We start from the raw sequence: 19663 nt of genomic DNA on the forward strand, positions 1-19663 counted from the left end.
TCTTTATCTTTATCTTTATCTTTATCTTTATCTTTATCTTTATCTTTATCTTTATACCAATCGTAGTAAATAACTGTTCATCCTAGCTAGTTAAAACACTCGATAACATCGTTAGAAATTTTCATTTTAGAATAACTACTTATCGAAAATTTCCGCCTTGTTCTCAAGCATTTTTCCTGCGCTATTTATGATCACTGACTTACTGTGATTGGTATTATTCTTACCTCAGTCAAACAACAGCACCGCTCAGGCACCTAAGTTTAAGGTTTAAGTCTATTGAATACAAAAAAAGGGTGTCATTTGAACATTCAAATGACACCCTTTCACTGTCTTATTTAGTACTCTGTTTTCTAGCTTCTAACTATATGTGATTAGGCGTTTCCACTTTCGCTTACCGTTCTCAGCTGGGTCAAATATTTGATCCACCCTTTAGCCTCAGGAGACGGTTCAATGTTGTTCGCCCGCTTAGCTTGAGCGAGAGCATTATCTAAGTTCTTCAACTTATACCATGAACGTACTTTCGCTAATGCAACGTCAGCTTGCTTGTTCTTGTCTTTCACTTTGTCTAAAACAACCAGAGCTCGCTCGTAGTAACCTTGCTGAACCAATAATTGAGCAACATTCCAATGGTATCGAGTATTCATGTTCGACGCTAACGTCCACACTTCAATAGCATTGTCCCACTCTTTCGCTAGCTGCCAGTAGGTTGCTTGCTCAGCCAGAAGTTGGACATCGCTGTTTGCGTCATCTAACTTGCTAATTTCTTGCGCAGCGCGCTCAGGGATGCCTCGTTTCGCGTACAGTTGAGCAAGTAGCCTACGGTCTGAATTATTCAGTTCAACACCTTGTAGCTCAGCAAGCGCTAAGGTATTCAACGCATCTCGGCTACGCTCTAGCCTTAACTGAATCCCGACCAGTTGACGCCACCAGTTGTCTTTTTCGGGTTGAAGTTCAACTAAACTTTCTAACGTAGGAATTGATTGCTTCCATTGTTTTAACTGTAGTTGAGCACCCAGCTTTAACGAGAGAGGCGACAACTGTGGTTTTGAATTAAACTTGTTATGATTACCTATAGCCGCCAGTACTTTCGTCCAGTTTTCAATTTGGTATTCAGCTTGAGCAATTCGCATCCATAGCGTGTCTTTCTTTTCAGTTTCCGGTGCTGTTTTAACGAGCTCATAATAGTGTGGTAATGCCGCTTTAAAATGCTGCTCGCTAAGCAGCAAATCAGCTAACATACGTTTCGTTACCCAAGCTTGCTCATCGACCAATAAGCCACTATCCACTGCATAAGTAAGCTGCTTGATTGCCGTCTCTGTTTTACCATCTTGCCAGTAAAACACACCAAGCATGCGAGCGACATAGGCTTTGTCATAGCCTTTAGATAACTCTAAACTAGCCAAAACCTCAATCGCCTGTTTAACGTGCTCCTCTTGAGCAAGTTTATTCGCCTTTTGAACACGAATAACGGTGTATTGGGTTAGCTCTTTTGCCGGTACTGTAAGGGGCATTATCAACAAGCCCACTAATATCCATATCTGTTTCATCATTTTGCCAACTTAAACTCTAGTTTCACGGTTTGACCAACCTGAGCAACCGCTTTTCCATCGACGACTTTGGGTTGATACTTCCATTTTTTAAGTGCTCTTATCGCTTCACGTTCAAACATACGACGTGGATTTGCATCCGTAACTTGAATATCAACAGAACGTCCTGTTTCATCGATTGTAAAAGACAAAATGACATACCCTTCAGCGCCACGCTTGAGCGCTTTTGCTGGATAACGAGGTTCAACTCGATAAAGCGGCATTACCTGTTGATTTGACCCAAAATCAGAAAATGTTGGAGCGTTAATCGCTAGGCCTTCAATTGAAGTATTCAAATCCAGTGAAGACAGTGAAGACATTGAATTCAGAGGCGTTACTTCAGCTTGCGACTGAGACGTTTGCGCTTGCGGTGGCGGCTCTGGCATTTCGGGTTGTTCCGGGACTGCACGTTGTCTTCTCTGTACTTCTTGTTCTTGTTCAACCATCACCATGTTGAAACTTAACGTCTCACTGTTGTCTGGCGAACGTTGGTGTCCATTATCGACCATCCAAGCCATGAAAGAAAATAGTGCTAAACCCAACGCTCCCGCTAAAGGTAATGCAAGAAATAGGCGAATCATTGATTAAGATCCTCCAAGATCATCGCTTTTCAGCTGCAAGCGCAATATTTTTAACACCCGCACCTTTGGCAGCGTCCATCACTTTAACAACCGTACCGTTATAAGCATGCTCGTCCGCCTGAATAACCAAAGAAGCATCAGGTTGTTCTAGCAACAAGTGTTCTAACGTCGCTTGAACACGTTCAACATCCACAACACGTTTATCTATGAAAATGTCATTCGAAGAAGTAATCGCGACAAAGATACCTGCATCTTTTTGGCTCACTACATTTGAAGCTTGCGGGCGATTGACTTCAACACCAGATTCACGAACAAATGAACTCGTCACAATGAAGAAAATAAGCATGATGAATACGATATCAAGCATCGAAGTAAGGTCTATTTGAGCCTCTTCGTTTTTAGAATGACGTCGACCGAGTCTCATCGTTGACTCCTTAAAGATTTTTCTAATTTCAATTCTAAGCGGTTACAGACTTTCGCTAAACGAGCATGAACAAACATGCCAGCTAATGCAGCAACCATACCCGCCATCGTTGGTAAAGTTGCCAACGAGATACCTGAGGCCATCAATTTAGGATCACTGCTTCCTTGAGTCGCCATGACATCAAAAACGGAGATCATACCGGTTACGGTACCGAGCAAACCCAACATCGGACAAATAGCAACTAACAGCTTAATAAAGTTCAAGTTTTGGTTAAGTAAAATACTCGCTTGCCCCAACCAACCTTCACGAATGGCTTTCGCATACCAAGAAGAGTGTTCTTCTCTTTCATGCCACTGATTAATCCAAGCTTGACGCTGCTTTGGAAAGTCGAACGCGAGATAAAGCACACGTTCTACCACAAGTACCCAAAAAACGAGGACGACAGCCGCTAGCCACCACAGGACGAAACCGCCCTGCTCCATAAAGTTTGATAAAGACAGCAGCCAGTTACTCGTTAACCAACTCGCTGGTAATAGAGAACCCGACAAAATATCCATTACGCGGCAGTCCCAACTTGTGAAACAACAGCGCTTGGTTCAATAGACTTCTCTGCCTGCTCAGCAACAAGGCCAATGCCCTGTTTCTCCAAAATATTACGAATGTTCTCTGACTGAGTACTCAGAATGTTGTGTGCCAATAGCAGTGGCATTGCAGCAACAAGGCCAAGTACCGTTGTAACAAGTGCCATCGAAATGCCGCCCGCCATTACTTTAGGGTCACCATTACCAAACTGTGTGATCACTTGGAATGTTTCTATCATGCCGGTTACGGTACCTAGCAAGCCAAGCATTGGTGCTAGCGCAGCTAGAAGCTTCAGCATTGATAAACCTTTCTCTAGGTGAGTTTGTTCATCCACTACCGCTTCTAAAAGTCGCAGTTCTAATGCTTCTACTGTTTGATTTTTCTCTTTGCTGTAAACCGCAAGAACACGACCCAGAGGGTTGTCTCCCGCTTGTTCAGGTTTTTTAAGTTGAGCGCGAATCTTCTGACGAGCGATAGCCAAAGAAATACCACGAACCAATGCGATGATTAAGCCAATTGCCAACAAGCCAAGAATAACTTTACCTACTAGGCCACCGGCTTGCAGACGATCAGCTAGGCTTGGTTCCAAAGCTAATTGTTCTAGCATGAATCCACGAGAAGGATCGACGACCACGTTAGACACTTCGCCATTAGCTAAAGTAGAAAGCGACGCCAGTGTTGGACCTTGTGAAGGCTGCTTCAAGTAAACTATTGCATCTTGATGTCTAGCATCCCACCATACGTAACCTGACTCAGCAACTAAGCCAATAGAACCCAGTCGATAAGCTTCTGCCTTTTCAGTGACCCCTTCACTATTAACTAGTGAAACTGTCGACTTGCTTATCTCTGAACTTGCTTGAATTTGCTCCATCATGCTCAACCAAAGACCTGTTAACTGGGGCATTGACGGTAATGATTTTGCGTCCACGATTTGATAAACAGTTTCTGTATACGCTGCGCGATCTACGTTAGTTACTGTATCCGTAAGCTCATGTTCAAGGTCTTTTGCATTTTGTCTTACAACGCCAAACAACTCACCTAAGCTACCTGTTTCTAAACGCAGTTTCTCTTCTAAACGAGCAAGCTTGTTTTCGTTATCACTGAATGTCTGAGTCAGAACATCGGTCGCACCTTGAATAGAGCTACGTTTAGCTTCAAGCTGTGCTTTGATCGCTTTGAGTTGTTGTTCTGTCTTTTTAAAGTCAGCTTCACGAATTACGTTATGAGACGCTTGCGTGCGACTCTCTGATTTTGCTTTGTTAACAAGCTGAGCTGTCGTGTCTGATGCAGAGAAAGCAGAAAATGAAATTGACGTAATGCAAAGCAATGCTGCTAATGGCTTTAAGTTCATTACTTAACCTCCGCAACAGTTAAAGAAACAGGTAAAGTAATTAAGCTTGGAGACGCTTGCTTATTAGCAATATCGTACGCTTTGTCCAACTCAGATTTCATCGAAGAATCCAACTCTTGCCATTGATCGCTATTTTGGTCCCAAGACCAATATTGGGTACCATTTAAGTTACGAGCGACCAGTGAAATGCGGCCAAGATGCAAAATATCAACTTCAAGCACTTTATCTTGACTTAACTCGACACGGCTTGAATAAGAACTTAGCTTAATACCGTAATCCACTTCAATTTGGTACGCCTCTAAAATACGGCGATATTTTTCAGCATCACTGACATCAGCACGAGTCATCATCGCTTTCAGCTTTTCAACGCGACGCAGACGGCTATTTGTCTTGAAAGGTAGATCGCTTTCAATAACTTCCTGGAGACCATCGATCATCTTGTACATTAAAGGCACAACACCTTGACGTGTTAGTTTGATTTCGTCGATCTGCCCTTCAATACTCTGCGCTTCTTGATCTTGGCTCTTAACCAATGCGGCAAGATGATCGTGATAGATTTCTAAATTTTTCACTTCTTCTTGCAGACGCTCAACCTCAGCTTGCAGCAATAATGTTGCTTGTGAGCTTTTATCAATAACCTTTTGGCTCGAAGCCGACGCGTTATTGGTCTTGTTTTGAATTGATTGAGCTTGATCCAAGCTGTTTGCCATCGATGACGTTGCAACCAAACTGATGGCAAGTGCTAGGCTAGTTTTTAAAAGATTCATAATTGTAGTCATTTACTTTAGAAGAAGAACAAATGAGTTTTATTGATAAGCAGTCTCATTATCATTAAAAACCACTCGCATTGCTAGGGGTATTTTTACTAAATAGCAGAATCAAGAAAGGGGAAAGTCGAAACCTTCCCCTTAATATTTAAGCTACCAATAGTACCCTACTAACAAATTAGTATTTTACCTGTAACGTAGCCATGTAGTTACGACCTTCGCCAACAACAACGCCGCGAGTGCTGCCACCTTCTAGGTAATCTGTATCGAATAAGTTCTCTACATTAAAGCGTGCAACAAAGTCTAAGTTTTCATCGTACTTAATCGTATGTGCAACACCAGCATCTACACGAGTGTAAGCGTCTTTCTTAAACGTGTTAGCACTTTCAGTGTAACGCTCACCTACGTGATACACACCTAGGTTTACATCAGTACCGTTGTTGAATGCGTAAGTAGACCAGATGCTTGCCGTAAATTCAGGTACGTCTGCTGGTGTTTTACCATTAAGAGCAGGGTCATTCTTATATTCAGCATCTAAGAACATTGTTGATGCACTTACAGAGAACGCATCCGTCACGTAGCCCGTCGCAGCTAGCTCCACACCAGTGTGAACTTGCTCACCCACCTGTGTAGTACGAGTATCTTTTGCATGAGATGCAGGAAGGTCTTCTGTAACTTGCATGTTCGTTTGTGTGATCTGGAATACTGCTCCTGATACGAATAAACGCTCATCAAACAGTTCCCACTTTGAGCCTAGCTCATAAAGTGTACCTTTCTTCGCATCTTGAGACTGGCCGAAGTTCACATCATCTTTATCAGAAATCTCACTTACAGGTTCAAAACTTTCAGAGTAAACCGCGTAAATAGAACCGTTTGGCGCCGGAGAGTAAATCGCACCGAACTTAGGTAGGATGTTATTGTAGCTCTCTTCTTTACCAGAACTGCTCGTTGTATCATCGTAAGCGAAACGAACACCAGCAAGTGCTTGCCACTGCTCATTGAACGTCACTAAATCTTGAAGATATAGACCGTAGTGTTGGCTCTTCGAGTGTGATACTGAATCATCGTTGTTATAGTGAATGTCTGCAGGCATATCAAAGCCTTTGCCACACTCTTTCATTGTGTCTGCTTCTGAAGCGTTAAAACAAGCGTAGTCTGATACGTACAGGCGCTTGTAATCGTAGTGCAACCCATTTGCACCCACCAACAGACGGTGATTCACACCAAATGCATCAACATCACCAGTAAAATCCACGTAAGCCGTATCAAACGTCCACTCATCATGACGGTCTGATACTTTGTAACCATAACCTAGTGTTTTCTTGGTTTTTCTGTCTTTCTTTGAATCAATAACGTTATCTGATTCAGTACGGCGACGTTCGTAAAACTGACGACTGATACCCGATTTAACTGCCCATGTATCGCTCAAGTTTGCTGTAACAGCCACACCGTAGTTTGCTACGTCGTTGTCTGTTTGTGCGAAGCGTTGGTCATTAACCGTATTTGGGGTAATCGCTTTACCTGTTTTCGTATCAATCTTTGAGCCGTTATCTAGATCACCCAACTCTTGAGTACGGTCGTAATGCGCAGATAGCATCACATCTTCGTTGATATCGTAATCAACAAATAGGCCACCAACAAAGCGGTCAGTCTCTACATCTGTGCCGTCAAAACGTGTGCGGTAAGAGTCTTGGTTTTCTTGTGAAACAATAAGACGAGCACGTAGAGTTTGATCATCGTTCAATGAACCGCTTACATCAGCGGTAGTACGTGTGTAACTGTCAGAACCAATGTCTTGGCTTACGCTAACTTGAGTTTCATACGTAGGCTTCTTAGCAACCATGTTAACAAGGCCACCAGGTGCTGATTTACCGTAGAGCAAACCTGCAGGACCTTTTAGTACTTCAACACGTTCTAGTAGTTCTACCGGTTGACGGTAATGAGACCAGTGTTGAACGCCATCGCGCAAGTAACCAGAACTGCTTCCTAGAGAGAAACCACGTAGGTTGAAGCGCTCACGGTTTGTTGATTTAGAACCCGCTGAAATTGACGCATCATTTTTTAATACTTCGCCAAGCGTGCTTGCGCGTTGCTCATCAATGATTTGCTCACTGATAATCGTAACTTGTCCTGGAGTCTCTAATTGAGTCGCCTTCATGCGCATTGCTGTTGTATTCGTGTCGGCTTTATAACCGTAATCACGACCTTCAACAACCATATGCTCGTCAGTTTTTACTGCTTCTGCCAATACTGCTGGTGAAGCTAATACTGCGCCGATCACTAAAGCCAATGGCTTTTTTGAAAACATGTCCTTTTCTCCACTTTTATTCTTTTAGACGAACACTTTGTTATTTATTCGATGTGTCCGTTAGACCGTTTCCGGTACCACTGAATTATTTCGATGGGGAATATAAGTGATAACTATTACTATTTGCATTAAATTTACATTTTTTGCATTCGTAAAGTTTTGTAAAGACGAGCTGACGAGTCGTTAACCTGCAGTTAAAAGAAACCAATTCAATACAGTCATTTAACGAGCACTTGAATTAAAAATCGGCTCTCTGCGCCAAACTTTTTGAAACACCGCCATTTGCGCAGTCAATGTAATAAGCAAACATCTATAACAAAATCCTCTTATCTTATTTATTACCTTCAGAACGACGATTTTTTGTATAAAACACTCGATAAATGTAAAGGACTGGTGAATTATTTTGTTTTATTTTGTTTTATTTGAACAATTATCAGTGATTATGATCACATCTGTAATTCCAAACTCATTTTTTGTTTTTCGATTTAATCAACCGACTGCTAATCTCCTTCTCACTTTGGAAAGGTATCAAAGTTATAAATAATAAGGAGTGTTCTAAATGAATACCAAGAAACCTATGTCTCTGACTGGCCGAGTTATCCTCGGTATGGTCGTAGGTATATTAACGGGATTTGCCATTCAATCCCTTTTTGCAGACAGCGGATTTGTTAACAACTACATCGTTAACGGACTCTTTGAAGTAGGCGGACAGATCTTTGTCGCCAGTTTAAAAATGCTTGTTGTACCACTCGTCTTCGTTTCACTCGTGTGCGGTACAAGCTCTCTTAAAGACTTATCAACTCTTGGCCGTATGGGGGGCAAAACACTTGCACTTTATATCGGTACAACTGCTGTAGCTATCACTCTAGCACTGACTATCGGTAATTTGTTCCAACCTGGAGCGGGTGCGGATCTTACGGCTGCGAGCTCTTTCAAATCAGCTGATGCTCCTTCTTTGGGCCAAGTCATCATCGACATGTTCCCGACCAACCCTATTCAGGCGATGGCTGAGGGCAAAACGCTACAAGTTATCGTATTTGCTGTGTTGTTTGGTATTGCAATCAGTGCAGCGGGTAAACCAGGTGAGCGTATCGCTGCGGTTTTCTCTGATCTAAACGAAGTGATCATGAAGCTAGTTGCGCTACTAATGAACCTTGCGCCTTACGGCGTATTCTTCTTAATGGCGAAGCTGTTCTCTGGCCTTGGTTTAAGCGCAATTTGGAACCTAGCAGAATACTTCTTAGTGCTTGCGGGTACCCTATTTCTACACGGTTTGGTTACCTACAGCGCGATGCTTAAAGGATTCACAGGCCTAAGTCCGATTACGTTCTTACGTAAGATGGAAGATGCAATCATGTTTGCGTTTTCAACTGCCTCTTCGAACGCAACGATTCCAGTAACAATGGAAACGGCTAAAAACCGCATGGGCGTAGACAACAAAGTCGCTTCATTCACCGTACCACTAGGTGCAACAGTGAACATGGATGGCACAGCTATCATGCAAGGTGTTGCAACTGCGTTTATTGCACAAGCTTACAACATCGACCTGACTATGGGTGATTACCTAATGGTTATCCTAACAGCGACATTGGCGTCTGTTGGTACCGCAGGTGTTCCTGGTGTTGGTCTTGTTATGCTAGCGATGGTATTGAACCAAGTTGGTCTACCGCTTGAAGGTATTGCTCTAATCATGGGTGTTGACCGCCTTCTTGATATGATTCGTACCGCTGTAAACATCACAGGTGATAGTGCCGTAACTATCATCGTTGCTAAGTCTGAAGGTTCTCTTGATGAGTCTCGCTTCAATGACCCGGCAGCTGGTGAGAAAGAAGAAGAAGTTAAGCTAGCACGCCAACAGGCATAATCTAGCTACTCTGTCGCTCTTATCTCCAAGCTAAGGCGTAATTAATGGCTATGCCTTAGCTGATAATGAAAAGCGTATAAACAAAAACACCACTGCATCTGCAGTGGCGTTTTTTATTGGGTTCTCTTTGAGCCGAAACGATTCAACTCTCATCTATCTTCTCGTTACAGGGGCTGAGCGTTGAGTGCCGAGCCTAACGCTTAATCTACGATAGGAAACATAAGGTTCACTCTAAGTCCCCCACCTTCTCTGTTCTCAGCGGTAACATGCCCATTCATCACTCCCATGGCTTCCTTAACGATCGCGAGTCCAAGACCGTAACCACCAGACTGTTTATCTCTGGCTGACTCGATGCGGGTAAACGGGTCAAAGATATCTGCAATCTTGTTATCTGGGATACCTTCACCATCATCCTCCACAGAAATGACACTGTAACGCTTATCATTGACCTGCCCATAGGTCTTGACGACAATATCCGCATTGCCCCCTGCGTATTTGATCGCATTTCCTACAAGGTTACTGATCACCCTCAAAAGTAGCCTCTCGTCAACATTAACCATTGATGTTGCAGTTTCCAAATCACCAGTCAAAGTTTGATTAGGTTTCAAGTCATTTTGCATCTGTACAATTAGCATTGAGCAATACTGCTCAAGATGCATTGGAGTTAACTTAGAATCATAACGAGAGGTTTCTAGCCGGCTGAACTCAAGAATTTCACCCACCAGCTTATTCATCTCTTCCGTTTCGCTTTCCATCCGTTCGAGTAAACCCATACTTTTTTCATCGACCTTACTACGTAGTAAATGTAATGCGAGATTCTGCCTTGCTAACGGTGTCCTCAACTCATGTGATACATCACGAATCAAACGACGCTGCTTTTCAGCCAGAGACTTAATCTCAAAGGTCATATGGTCAAAATCATTGGCAAGCTCATTGAATTCACGTGTAGTTGAATCCAACTCAGACACAACACTCACTGAAAAATCTCCTTGTGCGAGCCTTCGACTGGCCTCCCTTAAACGATCGAGTGGCTGCTGCAGACTTTTCGCCATAATAATGGAAAACAGCGATAACACGATCAAAGCAATCACAGCTTTCAGCGCGTAGGAATACGGTGCAAAGGATTTTGCTGGATGAAACTGGCCTGGCAGTTGGATCACGAGTGTATTGCCGTTATCAAGTGGCAAGCCGAAGATAGGCTTACTCACACGATCACTGAGTTGATGGTCTAATGTACGCAGGTACTTCAACTTAAATTCAAAATGCGGATGCATGTGTCGGTGGGTAATAGGTCGGTTGTTTTCATCGATAATGAATAAATAATAACGTTGGGCATTGCCCCAGTCGGCAAGCTCATCCATGTCTCCTTCTTCGATCAGTACATTAGCTTGATAAGCCAAATCCAACATTTCAGCTTTGACAGGTTCAGGTACCTTCAACAAAGCTTTCATCAGCGCTCGTTCTGCGACACCTTGAAGGATGAGTATGCTGACTAAAATCACTGTCAGGCAACTGAACAGCTGAAACGTTAAGCCATCCTTACGCTTGATAACAAAATCAGGGCACCGTAGAAACCAGTTACTCATACTCCTACCGACTCCAGGTAACTGTAGCCTTGACCGCGCACAGTTTTAATATGTTGCTTTGATAAGCCAGCCTGCACCAATTTTCGACGTATATTGCTGATATGCATATCTAGATTACGATCGAAGGGGCACAGCTCTTTCTTCAAGACATGTATTTGCAAGTCAGATTTTGATACAACGATGCCATTATTTTTGATCAGATAATCGAGCAACTCTTTTTCAGTGCCCGTTAAAGGTAAACGGGTAAGTTGCTCGCACAAACCTTGATTAGATGAAGCCATTGATTGTCTTTGTCGCTCAAACCCAACTCGGCGTAAGATCACCTTAATCCGGGTCAAAAGCTCAGGAACATTGAAAGGCTTAGCGATGTATTGATCTGCCCCGGCTTGATAGCCATCTAGCATGGAGGCATCATCATTAAGCGCAGTTAGCATAAGGATAGGAGTAGCAAAACGCTGACAAATACGTCTTGCGACTTGAATACCACTTAAATTGGGGAGCATCACATCGAGTAAGACTAAATCAACAGGATTTGATTGAATAAACTCTAGAGCTGATTCACCGCAATGAACGGTATCAACGTGATACCCTTCATTTTCCAACACTTCACCCAGTAACTCACACAACTGAATATCATCATCAACAACTAAAACACGAGACATTTCACACACCGATAAATAAGAACTGTTTGCATTCTAATTATCGTTATTATTGATTTCAATTATAAAGTGCGTGATTTCCTCTATAGAAGAAAATCTTTTTCAATCGGTACAAATTTTGAGGCAGAATCGATAAGATTTTGAGCTGTTAACCCAGGAACGCCATACACTTCAACAGGTTTTCCAAAGCGCTCTTTGATTCGTTCTACCAAGATTTCAAAATCGCCATCACCCGATACCAAAACAATCGTATCAACCGTCTCCGCAAGCTCTATCGCATCTAACGCGATACCGACATCCCAATCCCCTTTGGCGCTACCATCACGACGCTGAATAAACGGTTTTAGCTTCACATTAAAACCAACACCACGAAGAATATGGTGGAATTGACGCTGTTTAGGATCTTGGCTTGAGATTGCGTAAGCATTGGCTTCGACAACGTTACGTCCTTCCGTGGCAACATACCAAAACTGGTTATAGTCGAAGTTAGAACGGTATTTATCGCGTGTTGTATAGTAAACGTTCTGAACGTCGACCAAAATTGCTATGTTTTCCATAAATTCATACCTTTAGATTTTCCGTATACCCTATTCTATTCACTTCTAAAATGCGAGTCGCTTTCTTTAATAAAAATGAACTCATTAGCTATGCTTAACGTAGTTGTTATTAACTCATCGCTTGTTTGAGTTTATCAAGGAAGGTGGAACATGCAGTACCGACAAATAATCAGATCATACCTTGGCAGCGACACCAATGGCTCAGTGTTGGCCTTTTGCTGTTCAGGGATAACCAAAGCAATATCCAAACCATTGAAAACTCTATTAACAAGCGCGGTTATGTTTATGATTCTGTCAGACAACTCGTTACACGCCTATCCAGCCTACTCTCATTCCAAAGCTCTGCCACACCGCAGTGTTATTTATTTCGCTCCAACAGAAGATTCGATCGTAAAAGAGTTTCTCAATGAAGTCTTGATTAACAATTGTCAATTGGACGAGCGAGATGTAGTTATCATGGTCATCGCCGAAAGCGGCTACACCGTTCCTGCATGGTTAGTTGAAGAGTTTAATTTGGATGCAGTGACTAACAGTTATGGAATACCCAAAGGTTCACACACTGCCGTGTTGATTGGTAAAGACGGGAAAGAGAAACACAGGTGGAGTGGTAAAACCGACTGGAGTTTAATCACCAATATTATTGACGAAATGCCCATGCGCCAACAAGAAATGCAGCGACAGAGTAGCCGCTGCAGTATTTGATTCTTAGTCAGCTAAGTCTTTGGTTAACCATCCAGCAAGCAAACAAACAAACAAACAAGCTAACAAGCTAACAAGCTAACAAGCTAACAAGCTAACAAGCTAAGCTTGATCATCAATCACTTAAGCTTGCTTATTAAACCAAGCCAGTTTTTCATGAAGCTGAGCAACACTTCCAACCACAATCAGTGCAGGGCTCTTTGCAACGCCAGCAAGATCAGCTAGGTCACGTAGCCCACCTCTAAACACTTTCTGCTCTTGGCGAGTGCCATTTTCGATAATCGCAACTGGCATGTCTTCTCGCATACCGTTATCGAGTAAATTCTTCTGAATATTAGGACTCTCTTTCAAGCCCATGTAAAACACGATCGTGTGATTGTGTTGAGCAAGAGAACGCCAGTCAATATCTTCGCCATCTTTCTTCAAATGACCCGTAATAAACTGTACGCTTTGCGCGTGATCACGGTGCGTCAACGGAATGCCCGCATAAGCAGTTGCGCCTGCAGCTGCTGTGATGCCCGGAATCACTTCAAATCTCACGTCATTCTCAGCTAACGTTTCACACTCTTCACCACCACGGCCAAAGATAAACGAGTCACCACCTTTTAAGCGTACTACGTGCTTGTTCTCTTGCGCTTTAGTGACCAGTAGTTGGTTGATCTGATCTTGTGGTACGCAGTGATGATCAAGCTTTTTACCCACATACAACATTTCAGCTTCTGGATTAGCCATCGCTAAGATATCTTTTGATACCAAGCGGTCATAAACCAAAACGTCTGCTTGTTGAATCACTCGTGCGGCTTTTAGTGTAAGTAAGTCTGGGTCGCCCGGACCTGCACCTACCAATGAAACAAATCCATTGCTTACTTCTTTAACATTCGATGACGATACTTCTGACATTCTGCGCTCCGAAGGTTTGCTTGTTTTATCTCAAGCTTCAATCTATGTGATAAGTCACTGTATTCATGATGACTTATCAAAATCCTTAACTCTTAGACTATCAGGTGTTGAAATAAATATTCAGTCTAAATACTAACGAAGATAGAAATAATTATAACAAAACAATCTATTGCGGATGTTTTGCTCAATAGCAAACAACGCATCTATGATAACTAAGGTGTTGTCTGCCCGAGAATACATTGGCAGCTTTCCAACTAAAAAAGCCCCAAACACGTTGTTGGGGCTTTCAATCTCATACTAACTTACGTTTACCGTATTACTTCGCGCCTAGAGAAGGAGCTGTTTTAGCATGAGTCAGGTATAGAGGAACACACGTTAACAGTAAGCCACCAACGATGTTACCTAAGATTGTTGGGATAAGGTTGAAGTTCAACCATGTCGCGATACCGAAGTCAGCGCCAAGAATCATACCCAGTGGGAATAGGAACATGTTTACAACTGTGTGCTCAAATACAAGTGCGAAGAAGATGAAGATCGGGAACCACATCATTGCTACACGACCAGCAACTGTGCGTGCAGTCATGTTACCAATCACACCTAGACAAACCATTAGGTTACAGAAGATGCCGCGCACGAAACATGTGATCCAGCCGTCCATGCCCATGTTTTCAAACCCTAGGCTACGACCTGTAGAAACAGCAATGAACTTTTGAGCAACTGCGTTTGGTTCTAAAGAGAAGTTACCTGTAAGTGAAATTGCCACTAACACTGCAACAATTAAAGAACCGATAAGGTTACCAAGACCAACAAGACCCCAACAACGTAGGATACGACCCCAAGTAATACCTGGACGGTTATCAAATTTCGCTAAAGGAGCAAGGCCAAATACACCGGTTACTAGGTCATAGCCCATTACACTTAGAATGACGAAGCCCACTGGGAACACAAGAGCGCCAACAATACCAATGCCGGTTTGTACGATGGTCGTGATAGCGACTACAACAGCTAGAGAAAGGATGATACCAGCCATTGTGCTTCGAATCAGAAGATCACGAGTACTCGTTTTCGTTTTCGCTTCACCTACATCGATCATTGTTTGAACGAATTCTGCTGGTTTAAAATCAGTAGACATAAGATTGTCCTTAAAAAGTTAAAATTAAAAGTTGAAATCGGATAGGAAAAGGTTCTAATTGCCGAATTAAGGCAATGTCGATAACTAGAACCCTTGATCTATCAAATCTTACTCATCCAAAGATTAAGCAGAGATTTCTACAGCACCCTTGGTAACACGAGCTTTGTACGCTTTCACGTTGAAGTTCTCGTCTTCCATGCACACACCTGTTGCTAGGTTAAAGCGTTGCTTCTTAAGTGGGCTTGCCACCCAAAGCTCACCTTTGTGCTCAACCGTTAAACCGCGAGATAAAACGTTTGATTGAAAAAACGGGTCAGTGTTACTAATAGCGAACACTTCTTCGGCTTTAGTTGGGCGGAAAATAGCAACTTGCTCACCACCAACCAACGCACAAACACCGGTACCTGGAATAATGTCTTCGATCTTACAAACTTTGGTAAATGCCATGATGTCGTCTCCCAATTAAACCAGTTCAACGTGAAGGATGTCGCCCTTCGCTTCTGGGTGTTTTTCTGGGAATGTTGCTGGGCGGTGTTGTTCACGGCCATCGTCAACAAACACAACGTTTTCATCACGGTCATCAGCATTGATGAAGTGTGAGAAGCGCTTAAGTTGAGCTTCGTCGTTGATAGTGTCAGTCCACTCACAAGCAAAGTTACCCACAAGGCCAGCTACGTCCGCTTCAAGTTGGTCATTGATGCCAAGCTTGTTGTCGACAATCACTTCACGTAGGTAATCGACACCGCCTTCTAGGTTGTCCATCCATACCGAAGTACGTTGTAGTGGCGCAGCCGTGCGGATGTAGAACATCATGAAACGGTCGATGTATTTGATCAGCGTTTCTTGGTCTAGGTCGCTTGCAAGTAAGTCTGCGTGACGAGGTTTCATACCACCGTTACCACATACGTACATGTTCCAACCTGCGTCAGTCGCGATAATACCTAAATCTTTACCTTGAGCTTCAGCACACTCACGAGTACAGCCAGACACACCAAACTTCATCTTATGAGGAGTACGGATGCCTTTGTAACGGTTCTCGATCATCACACCTAGGCCAACTGAATCTTGAACGCCGTAACGACACCAAGTTGAACCGACACATGTCTTAGCCATACGTAGCGCCTTCGCGTACGCTTGACCTGTTTCGTAGCCCGCAGCAACTAACTTCTTCCAGATTGCTGGTAAGTCATCTTTTTGAGCACCGAATAGACCGATACGCTGTGCACCTGTGATCTTGGTGTACAGGTTGTATTCAGCCGCTACATCAGCAAGAACGCTTAGTGCTTGAGGCGTTACTTCACCACCTGCCATACGAGGGATAACAGAGTAAGTACCGTCTTTTTGGATGTTACCTAGGAAGTTATCGTTGGTATCATGCAGTTTCACTAGCTCAGGCTTAAGGATGTGCTCACCCCAGCAAGAAGCAAGAATAGAACCCGCTAGAGGCTTACATACTTCACAGCCGTAGCCTTTACCGTATTTCTCTAGTAACTCATCAAATGTTTTGATTTCTTCGATACGAATCAGGTGGAAAAGCTCTTGGCGAGAGTAAGCAAAGTGCTCACATACGTCGTTCTTCACTTCAACACCGGCTTTAGCAAGTTCAGCGTTCAGTACTGAAGTCACAAGTGGAATACAACCACCACAGCCAGTACCAGCACCAGTTACTGCTTTGATATCACCAATGGTGTGGTGACCTTCAGCAACGGCTTGTGCAATCTTGCCTTTAGTTACATCGAAACAAGAACAGATAACAGCAGACTCAGGAAGAGAATCCGCGCCAAGTGTTGGCTTTTCAGCACCCGCGTGAGCAGGAAGAATCAATGCATCTGGATGCTCTGGCAGGTCGATTTCATTCAGCATTAGCTGAAGAAGATCACCATAGTCAGACGTATCACCGACCATTACCGCACCAAGCAGCTTCTTGTTGTCTTCAGAAACGATTAGTCGCTTGTAAATTTCTTGTTCTTCGTTTTGGTAAACGTAGCTCTTACAACCTGGAGTGCGGCCGTTAGCATCACCGATAGAACCTACTTTCACGCCAAGAAGCTTAAGCTTCGCAGACATGTCTGCACCTTCAAATGTGCTTTCGTTACCAACAACGTGGTCAACCGCAACGGTCGCCATTTTGTAACCAGGAGCCACTAGACCGTAGAACGTTTGGTTCCAAGATGCACACTCACCGATAGCGTAGATATCTTTGTCTGTCGTTTGACAGTGATCGTTAATCTCGATACCACCGCGAGGCGCAATACCTAGGCCCATTTGACGAGCAAGTTTGTCTTGTGGGCGAATACCAGCAGAGAATACGATGAAATCAGTTTCTAGCTCTGTACCGTCTGCAAAACGCATTACGTTACGAGCTTCAGTGCCTTCAGGAGCAATTTCAAGCGTGTTCTTACTTGTATGAACGTTTACGCCCATACGTTCGATTTTTTGACGAAGTTGATTACCACCCGCAAGATCAAGCTGCTCTGCCATAAGCTTCGGAGCAAACTCTACAACGTGAGTCGTCACACCTAATGCCTTTAGTGCACCAGCCGCTTCAAGACCAAGTAGACCACCACCAACAACAACACCAGATTTAGAATTCTTTGCCGTCGCTTCGATAGCTTTTAAGTCTTCGATAGTACGGTAAACAAAACAGTCTTTACCTTCGTGGCCTTTAATTGGCGGTACAAACGGGAAAGAACCAGTAGCAAGAACAAGTTTGTCGTATTGAATTTCACGACCCGTGCTTGAGCAAACTGTTTTCTTTTCACGGTTAACGTTGATAGCACGTTCACCGATCAGCATGTTGATGCCGTGTTTCTCGTAGAAGCCTTCTTTTACCAAAGAAAGTTCATCTGCAGTATGGTGTGAAAAGTAAGAAGAAAGGTGCACACGGTCATACGCAACACGTGGTTCTTCACAGAACACCGTGATGTCCATGTTTGCAACATCTGTCTTCTCGACTAAATCTTCGATATAGCGATGACCGACCATCCCGTTACCGATTACGACTAGCTTCATCTTGCTCATAAGAATTCCTGAAGGTTATATATTTCTTAACTAAGCGAATAATGAATTATGAAAGAAAATGAAAATATGATGTAAATCAATTACGAAAACAAACTACCCTAAAGGGGTAGAACAAAAGAGGTAGATATGCTTAATTAACAAGCAAAGCAAACGAATAACCATAGTTTAGATAGGGTTTAGCGGGGTTTTATATACACTTCAGTGCACTAAGCGGAATGTTGTAAAGTTTCACAATAGGTTACCAACAACGTAAGTAAATGACAATCATTTTCATTTGGCTTCTTATAAATATATATAGAAGCCTATAAATACATGTAGAACACCGTTTGCGTGAAAAACTATGTGTAATTGTGAAAACCACTCCTACCTATTCGTAATGTAAACAAAGCTGTTCGCCCTTTAATGTCGAGATGAACTCAGTTTATAACTTGGGTCATCGGTTTGTTTGCTTGATCTAACACAAGAACCCTTTTGATTCACATGTGTGATGTAAAAATCAACTTCCAACCAAACCCTGAATAAATTAGCATTGTTGAAAATAATTCTTATTTAACAGAGTGAATACGATGCGCCTAATTTTACTAATCCTATCTATTATTGCAGCCCCTGCGTTTGCTGAAACAAAGGTCATCAAACAAGTGATGGACATGAATTCTGAAAACATCGACAAGATGTATCAATTCATTCCTGATTACGTAGAAATCGAACCTGGTGACAAGGTGCTTTTTAAAGGAACCGTTGGCTCTCATACTGCTCATAGCATTCAAGGGATGCTTCCTGACGGTGCTAAACCTCTTATGATATCCGGGTCAAACGCTCAGGAAGTCACTTTTGATAAGCCCGGAGTTTATGGCATAAAATGTAAAGTACATCACCGACACGGAATGGTGGCACTTGTGGTTGTTGGTGATCCTAGTGTTAACTTAGAAGAAGCTCGCACCGCGGCCAAAAAACGTGTGAGTCGCAGAGCTCAGAAAAAGATGCAAGGCTTGCTCGATCAAGCAGAGCAAAAGGTTCAATAACCTTTGTCCCTGCCTATCACACATCAGCTCTCTGTTGATGTGAGATAGGAATGCCAGCCTGAAGACAGGCTAAGGGGTCAGTAACAAGAAACAGCGCCGAATTGGCGCTGTTTCTTGTTACTTATCTAACTTATCTAACTTAGACATTGTCAAATATTCCGCACTAAACGTAAAAACAGATCAAACTAGCCAACCCGTTCTAAATGACACTCCGACAACCACAAACAAAACTGAAATAATGGTCACCGGCACAATGTGCAGCGCCATATCAACCAAGTTGTCCTTCGATAGTTTTGGAATCACACGAAAGCGTGCGTCTAGGGCTAGCAATACCGTCAGAGACAGCAACGTCAATTTAGCGGCAATGCCATGAGCCAGTGGAATCGACATATCAAACCATAAGCTAACGTCCGGTAACATGTGATAAGCGAGCATCAACCCGGTCACCACTTGAACTACCAAAGCAGGTATTCCCACCTTTTCGTACCCTTGCTCAAATTCCAATAACATTTCTGGAGAACGGTGTTTCAAGACTTTAGGAAGGATAACGACGCTGAGAATAATGTGCCCTCCCGTCCAAATGGTGGCAGCCAATACATGCAAAACCAATAATACGCCAAACAT

General features: G+C 43.0%; 18 protein-coding genes. 3 read left to right on the top strand and 15 right to left on the bottom strand.

Translation table 11 applies throughout. The annotated features are described in order from the left end of the window. Positions 1 to 371 precede the first annotated feature (371 nt). The 7 genes from AB6C75_RS08475 to AB6C75_RS08505 form a co-directional block, all read right to left on the bottom strand. Positions 372 to 1550 (bottom strand): tetratricopeptide repeat protein, encoded by a 1179-nt coding sequence (locus tag AB6C75_RS08475; RefSeq protein ID WP_372107561.1) that lies wholly within the window; start codon positions 1548 to 1550, stop codon positions 372 to 374. Continuing rightward, entirely contained in the window at positions 1547 to 2167 is a 621-nt protein-coding gene (locus AB6C75_RS08480) for an energy transducer TonB (protein ID WP_009845405.1), read from the bottom strand. The genes AB6C75_RS08475 and AB6C75_RS08480 overlap by 4 nt, the downstream gene beginning before the upstream one ends. 19 nt (positions 2168 to 2186) lie before the next feature. Beyond that, entirely contained in the window at positions 2187 to 2591 is a 405-nt protein-coding gene (locus tag AB6C75_RS08485) for an ExbD/TolR family protein (RefSeq protein ID WP_371726765.1), read from the bottom strand. Then, positions 2588 to 3148 carry a MotA/TolQ/ExbB proton channel family protein gene (locus AB6C75_RS08490; protein ID WP_372107562.1) on the bottom strand — a complete coding sequence of 187 codons (561 nt, stop codon included), beginning with the start codon at positions 3146 to 3148 and terminating at the stop codon, positions 2588 to 2590. Before AB6C75_RS08490 ends, AB6C75_RS08485 begins: the two co-directional genes overlap by 4 nt. Then, on the bottom strand, positions 3148 to 4524 hold the full coding sequence (locus AB6C75_RS08495) for a MotA/TolQ/ExbB proton channel family protein (RefSeq protein WP_102257988.1): 1377 nt from the start codon (positions 4522 to 4524) through the stop codon (positions 3148 to 3150). Before AB6C75_RS08495 ends, AB6C75_RS08490 begins: the two co-directional genes overlap by 1 nt. Beyond that, positions 4524 to 5291: a DUF3450 domain-containing protein gene (locus AB6C75_RS08500; RefSeq protein WP_017102102.1), complete on the bottom strand. Its 768-nt coding sequence runs from the start codon at positions 5289 to 5291 to the stop codon at positions 4524 to 4526. The genes AB6C75_RS08495 and AB6C75_RS08500 overlap by 1 nt, the downstream gene beginning before the upstream one ends. Before the next feature lie 178 nt (positions 5292 to 5469). Further along, positions 5470 to 7599, bottom strand: coding sequence for a TonB-dependent siderophore receptor (locus AB6C75_RS08505; protein ID WP_372107563.1), 2130 nt, complete (start codon positions 7597 to 7599; stop codon positions 5470 to 5472). A gap of 559 nt (positions 7600 to 8158) precedes the next feature. On the opposite strand from AB6C75_RS08505, the gene AB6C75_RS08510 reads away from it, so the two are divergent. Then, positions 8159 to 9463, top strand: a complete 1305-nt coding sequence (locus AB6C75_RS08510; protein WP_372107564.1) for a dicarboxylate/amino acid:cation symporter — start codon at positions 8159 to 8161, stop codon at positions 9461 to 9463. Between the two features lie 200 nt (positions 9464 to 9663). Here AB6C75_RS08510 and AB6C75_RS08515 read toward each other — a convergent pair whose 3' ends face one another. The 3 genes from AB6C75_RS08515 to AB6C75_RS08525 form a co-directional block, all read right to left on the bottom strand. Then, positions 9664 to 11049: a sensor histidine kinase gene (locus AB6C75_RS08515; protein WP_009845412.1), complete on the bottom strand. Its 1386-nt coding sequence runs from the start codon at positions 11047 to 11049 to the stop codon at positions 9664 to 9666. Beyond that, positions 11046 to 11711 carry a response regulator transcription factor gene (locus AB6C75_RS08520; protein WP_009845413.1) on the bottom strand — a complete coding sequence of 222 codons (666 nt, stop codon included), beginning with the start codon at positions 11709 to 11711 and terminating at the stop codon, positions 11046 to 11048. The genes AB6C75_RS08515 and AB6C75_RS08520 overlap by 4 nt, the downstream gene beginning before the upstream one ends. 80 nt (positions 11712 to 11791) lie before the next feature. After that, a complete protein-coding gene (locus AB6C75_RS08525; protein ID WP_009845414.1) occupies positions 11792 to 12265 on the bottom strand; it encodes an NYN domain-containing protein in 474 nt (157 codons plus the stop codon). Between the two features lie 150 nt (positions 12266 to 12415). Here AB6C75_RS08525 and AB6C75_RS08530 point away from each other — a divergent pair, with 150 nt between their 5' ends. Further along, a complete protein-coding gene (locus tag AB6C75_RS08530) occupies positions 12416 to 12967 on the top strand; it encodes a DUF4174 domain-containing protein (protein WP_372107565.1) in 552 nt (183 codons plus the stop codon). Between the two features lie 120 nt (positions 12968 to 13087). On the opposite strand, the gene cobA is transcribed toward AB6C75_RS08530, so the two are convergent. The 4 genes from cobA to nirB all read right to left on the bottom strand — a co-directional run bounded on the left by cobA (position 13088) and on the right by nirB (position 18017). Further along, entirely contained in the window at positions 13088 to 13864 is a 777-nt protein-coding gene (cobA, locus tag AB6C75_RS08535) for a uroporphyrinogen-III C-methyltransferase (RefSeq protein ID WP_012600576.1), read from the bottom strand. Between the two features lie 316 nt (positions 13865 to 14180). Next, positions 14181 to 14996, bottom strand: a complete 816-nt coding sequence (locus tag AB6C75_RS08540; protein WP_012600575.1) for a formate/nitrite transporter family protein — start codon at positions 14994 to 14996, stop codon at positions 14181 to 14183. Between the two features lie 123 nt (positions 14997 to 15119). Further along, positions 15120 to 15443: a nitrite reductase small subunit NirD gene (nirD, locus tag AB6C75_RS08545; protein ID WP_372107566.1), complete on the bottom strand. Its 324-nt coding sequence runs from the start codon at positions 15441 to 15443 to the stop codon at positions 15120 to 15122. Positions 15444 to 15458: 15 nt separating this feature from the next. Beyond that, the gene (gene nirB, locus AB6C75_RS08550) at positions 15459 to 18017 is read right to left on the bottom strand and encodes a nitrite reductase large subunit NirB (RefSeq protein ID WP_372107567.1); all 2559 of its coding nucleotides are present in this window, start codon (positions 18015 to 18017) and stop codon (positions 15459 to 15461) included. A 566-nt stretch (positions 18018 to 18583) separates the two neighbouring features. Between nirB and AB6C75_RS08555 the strand changes: the two genes are divergently transcribed. Further along, entirely contained in the window at positions 18584 to 19039 is a 456-nt protein-coding gene (locus AB6C75_RS08555; protein WP_102249622.1) for a plastocyanin/azurin family copper-binding protein, read from the top strand. 180 nt (positions 19040 to 19219) lie between these two features. Here AB6C75_RS08555 and AB6C75_RS08560 read toward each other — a convergent pair whose 3' ends face one another. Continuing rightward, positions 19220 to 19663, bottom strand: coding sequence for a CopD family protein (locus AB6C75_RS08560; RefSeq protein ID WP_372107568.1), 444 nt, complete (start codon positions 19661 to 19663; stop codon positions 19220 to 19222).

It is taken from the genome of Vibrio sp. 10N.237.312.B06 (assembly GCF_041464685.1).
In the GTDB taxonomy this organism is placed as follows: domain Bacteria; phylum Pseudomonadota; class Gammaproteobacteria; order Enterobacterales; family Vibrionaceae; genus Vibrio; species Vibrio tasmaniensis_A.

What these genes read in the sequence shown, in the direction of transcription:
- AB6C75_RS08475 (WP_372107561.1), bottom strand. Translation starts at nt 1,550, where the DNA reads ATGATGAAACAGATATGGATATTAGTGGGCTTGTTGATAATGCCCCTT.
- AB6C75_RS08480 (WP_009845405.1), bottom strand. Translation starts at nt 2,167, where the DNA reads ATGATTCGCCTATTTCTTGCATTACCTTTAGCGGGAGCGTTGGGTTTA.
- AB6C75_RS08485 (WP_371726765.1), bottom strand. Translation starts at nt 2,591, where the DNA reads ATGAGACTCGGTCGACGTCATTCTAAAAACGAAGAGGCTCAAATAGAC.
- AB6C75_RS08490 (WP_372107562.1), bottom strand. Translation starts at nt 3,148, where the DNA reads ATGGATATTTTGTCGGGTTCTCTATTACCAGCGAGTTGGTTAACGAGT.
- AB6C75_RS08495 (WP_102257988.1), bottom strand. Translation starts at nt 4,524, where the DNA reads ATGAACTTAAAGCCATTAGCAGCATTGCTTTGCATTACGTCAATTTCA.
- AB6C75_RS08500 (WP_017102102.1), bottom strand. Translation starts at nt 5,291, where the DNA reads ATGAATCTTTTAAAAACTAGCCTAGCACTTGCCATCAGTTTGGTTGCA.
- AB6C75_RS08505 (WP_372107563.1), bottom strand. Translation starts at nt 7,599, where the DNA reads ATGTTTTCAAAAAAGCCATTGGCTTTAGTGATCGGCGCAGTATTAGCT.
- AB6C75_RS08510 (WP_372107564.1), top strand. Translation starts at nt 8,159, where the DNA reads ATGAATACCAAGAAACCTATGTCTCTGACTGGCCGAGTTATCCTCGGT.
- AB6C75_RS08515 (WP_009845412.1), bottom strand. Translation starts at nt 11,049, where the DNA reads ATGAGTAACTGGTTTCTACGGTGCCCTGATTTTGTTATCAAGCGTAAG.
- AB6C75_RS08520 (WP_009845413.1), bottom strand. Translation starts at nt 11,711, where the DNA reads ATGTCTCGTGTTTTAGTTGTTGATGATGATATTCAGTTGTGTGAGTTA.
- AB6C75_RS08525 (WP_009845414.1), bottom strand. Translation starts at nt 12,265, where the DNA reads ATGGAAAACATAGCAATTTTGGTCGACGTTCAGAACGTTTACTATACA.
- AB6C75_RS08530 (WP_372107565.1), top strand. Translation starts at nt 12,416, where the DNA reads ATGCAGTACCGACAAATAATCAGATCATACCTTGGCAGCGACACCAAT.
- cobA (WP_012600576.1), bottom strand. Translation starts at nt 13,864, where the DNA reads ATGTCAGAAGTATCGTCATCGAATGTTAAAGAAGTAAGCAATGGATTT.
- AB6C75_RS08540 (WP_012600575.1), bottom strand. Translation starts at nt 14,996, where the DNA reads ATGTCTACTGATTTTAAACCAGCAGAATTCGTTCAAACAATGATCGAT.
- nirD (WP_372107566.1), bottom strand. Translation starts at nt 15,443, where the DNA reads ATGGCATTTACCAAAGTTTGTAAGATCGAAGACATTATTCCAGGTACC.
- nirB (WP_372107567.1), bottom strand. Translation starts at nt 18,017, where the DNA reads ATGAGCAAGATGAAGCTAGTCGTAATCGGTAACGGGATGGTCGGTCAT.
- AB6C75_RS08555 (WP_102249622.1), top strand. Translation starts at nt 18,584, where the DNA reads ATGCGCCTAATTTTACTAATCCTATCTATTATTGCAGCCCCTGCGTTT.
- AB6C75_RS08560 (WP_372107568.1), bottom strand. Translation starts at nt 19,663, where the DNA reads ATGTTTGGCGTATTATTGGTTTTGCATGTATTGGCTGCCACCATTTGG.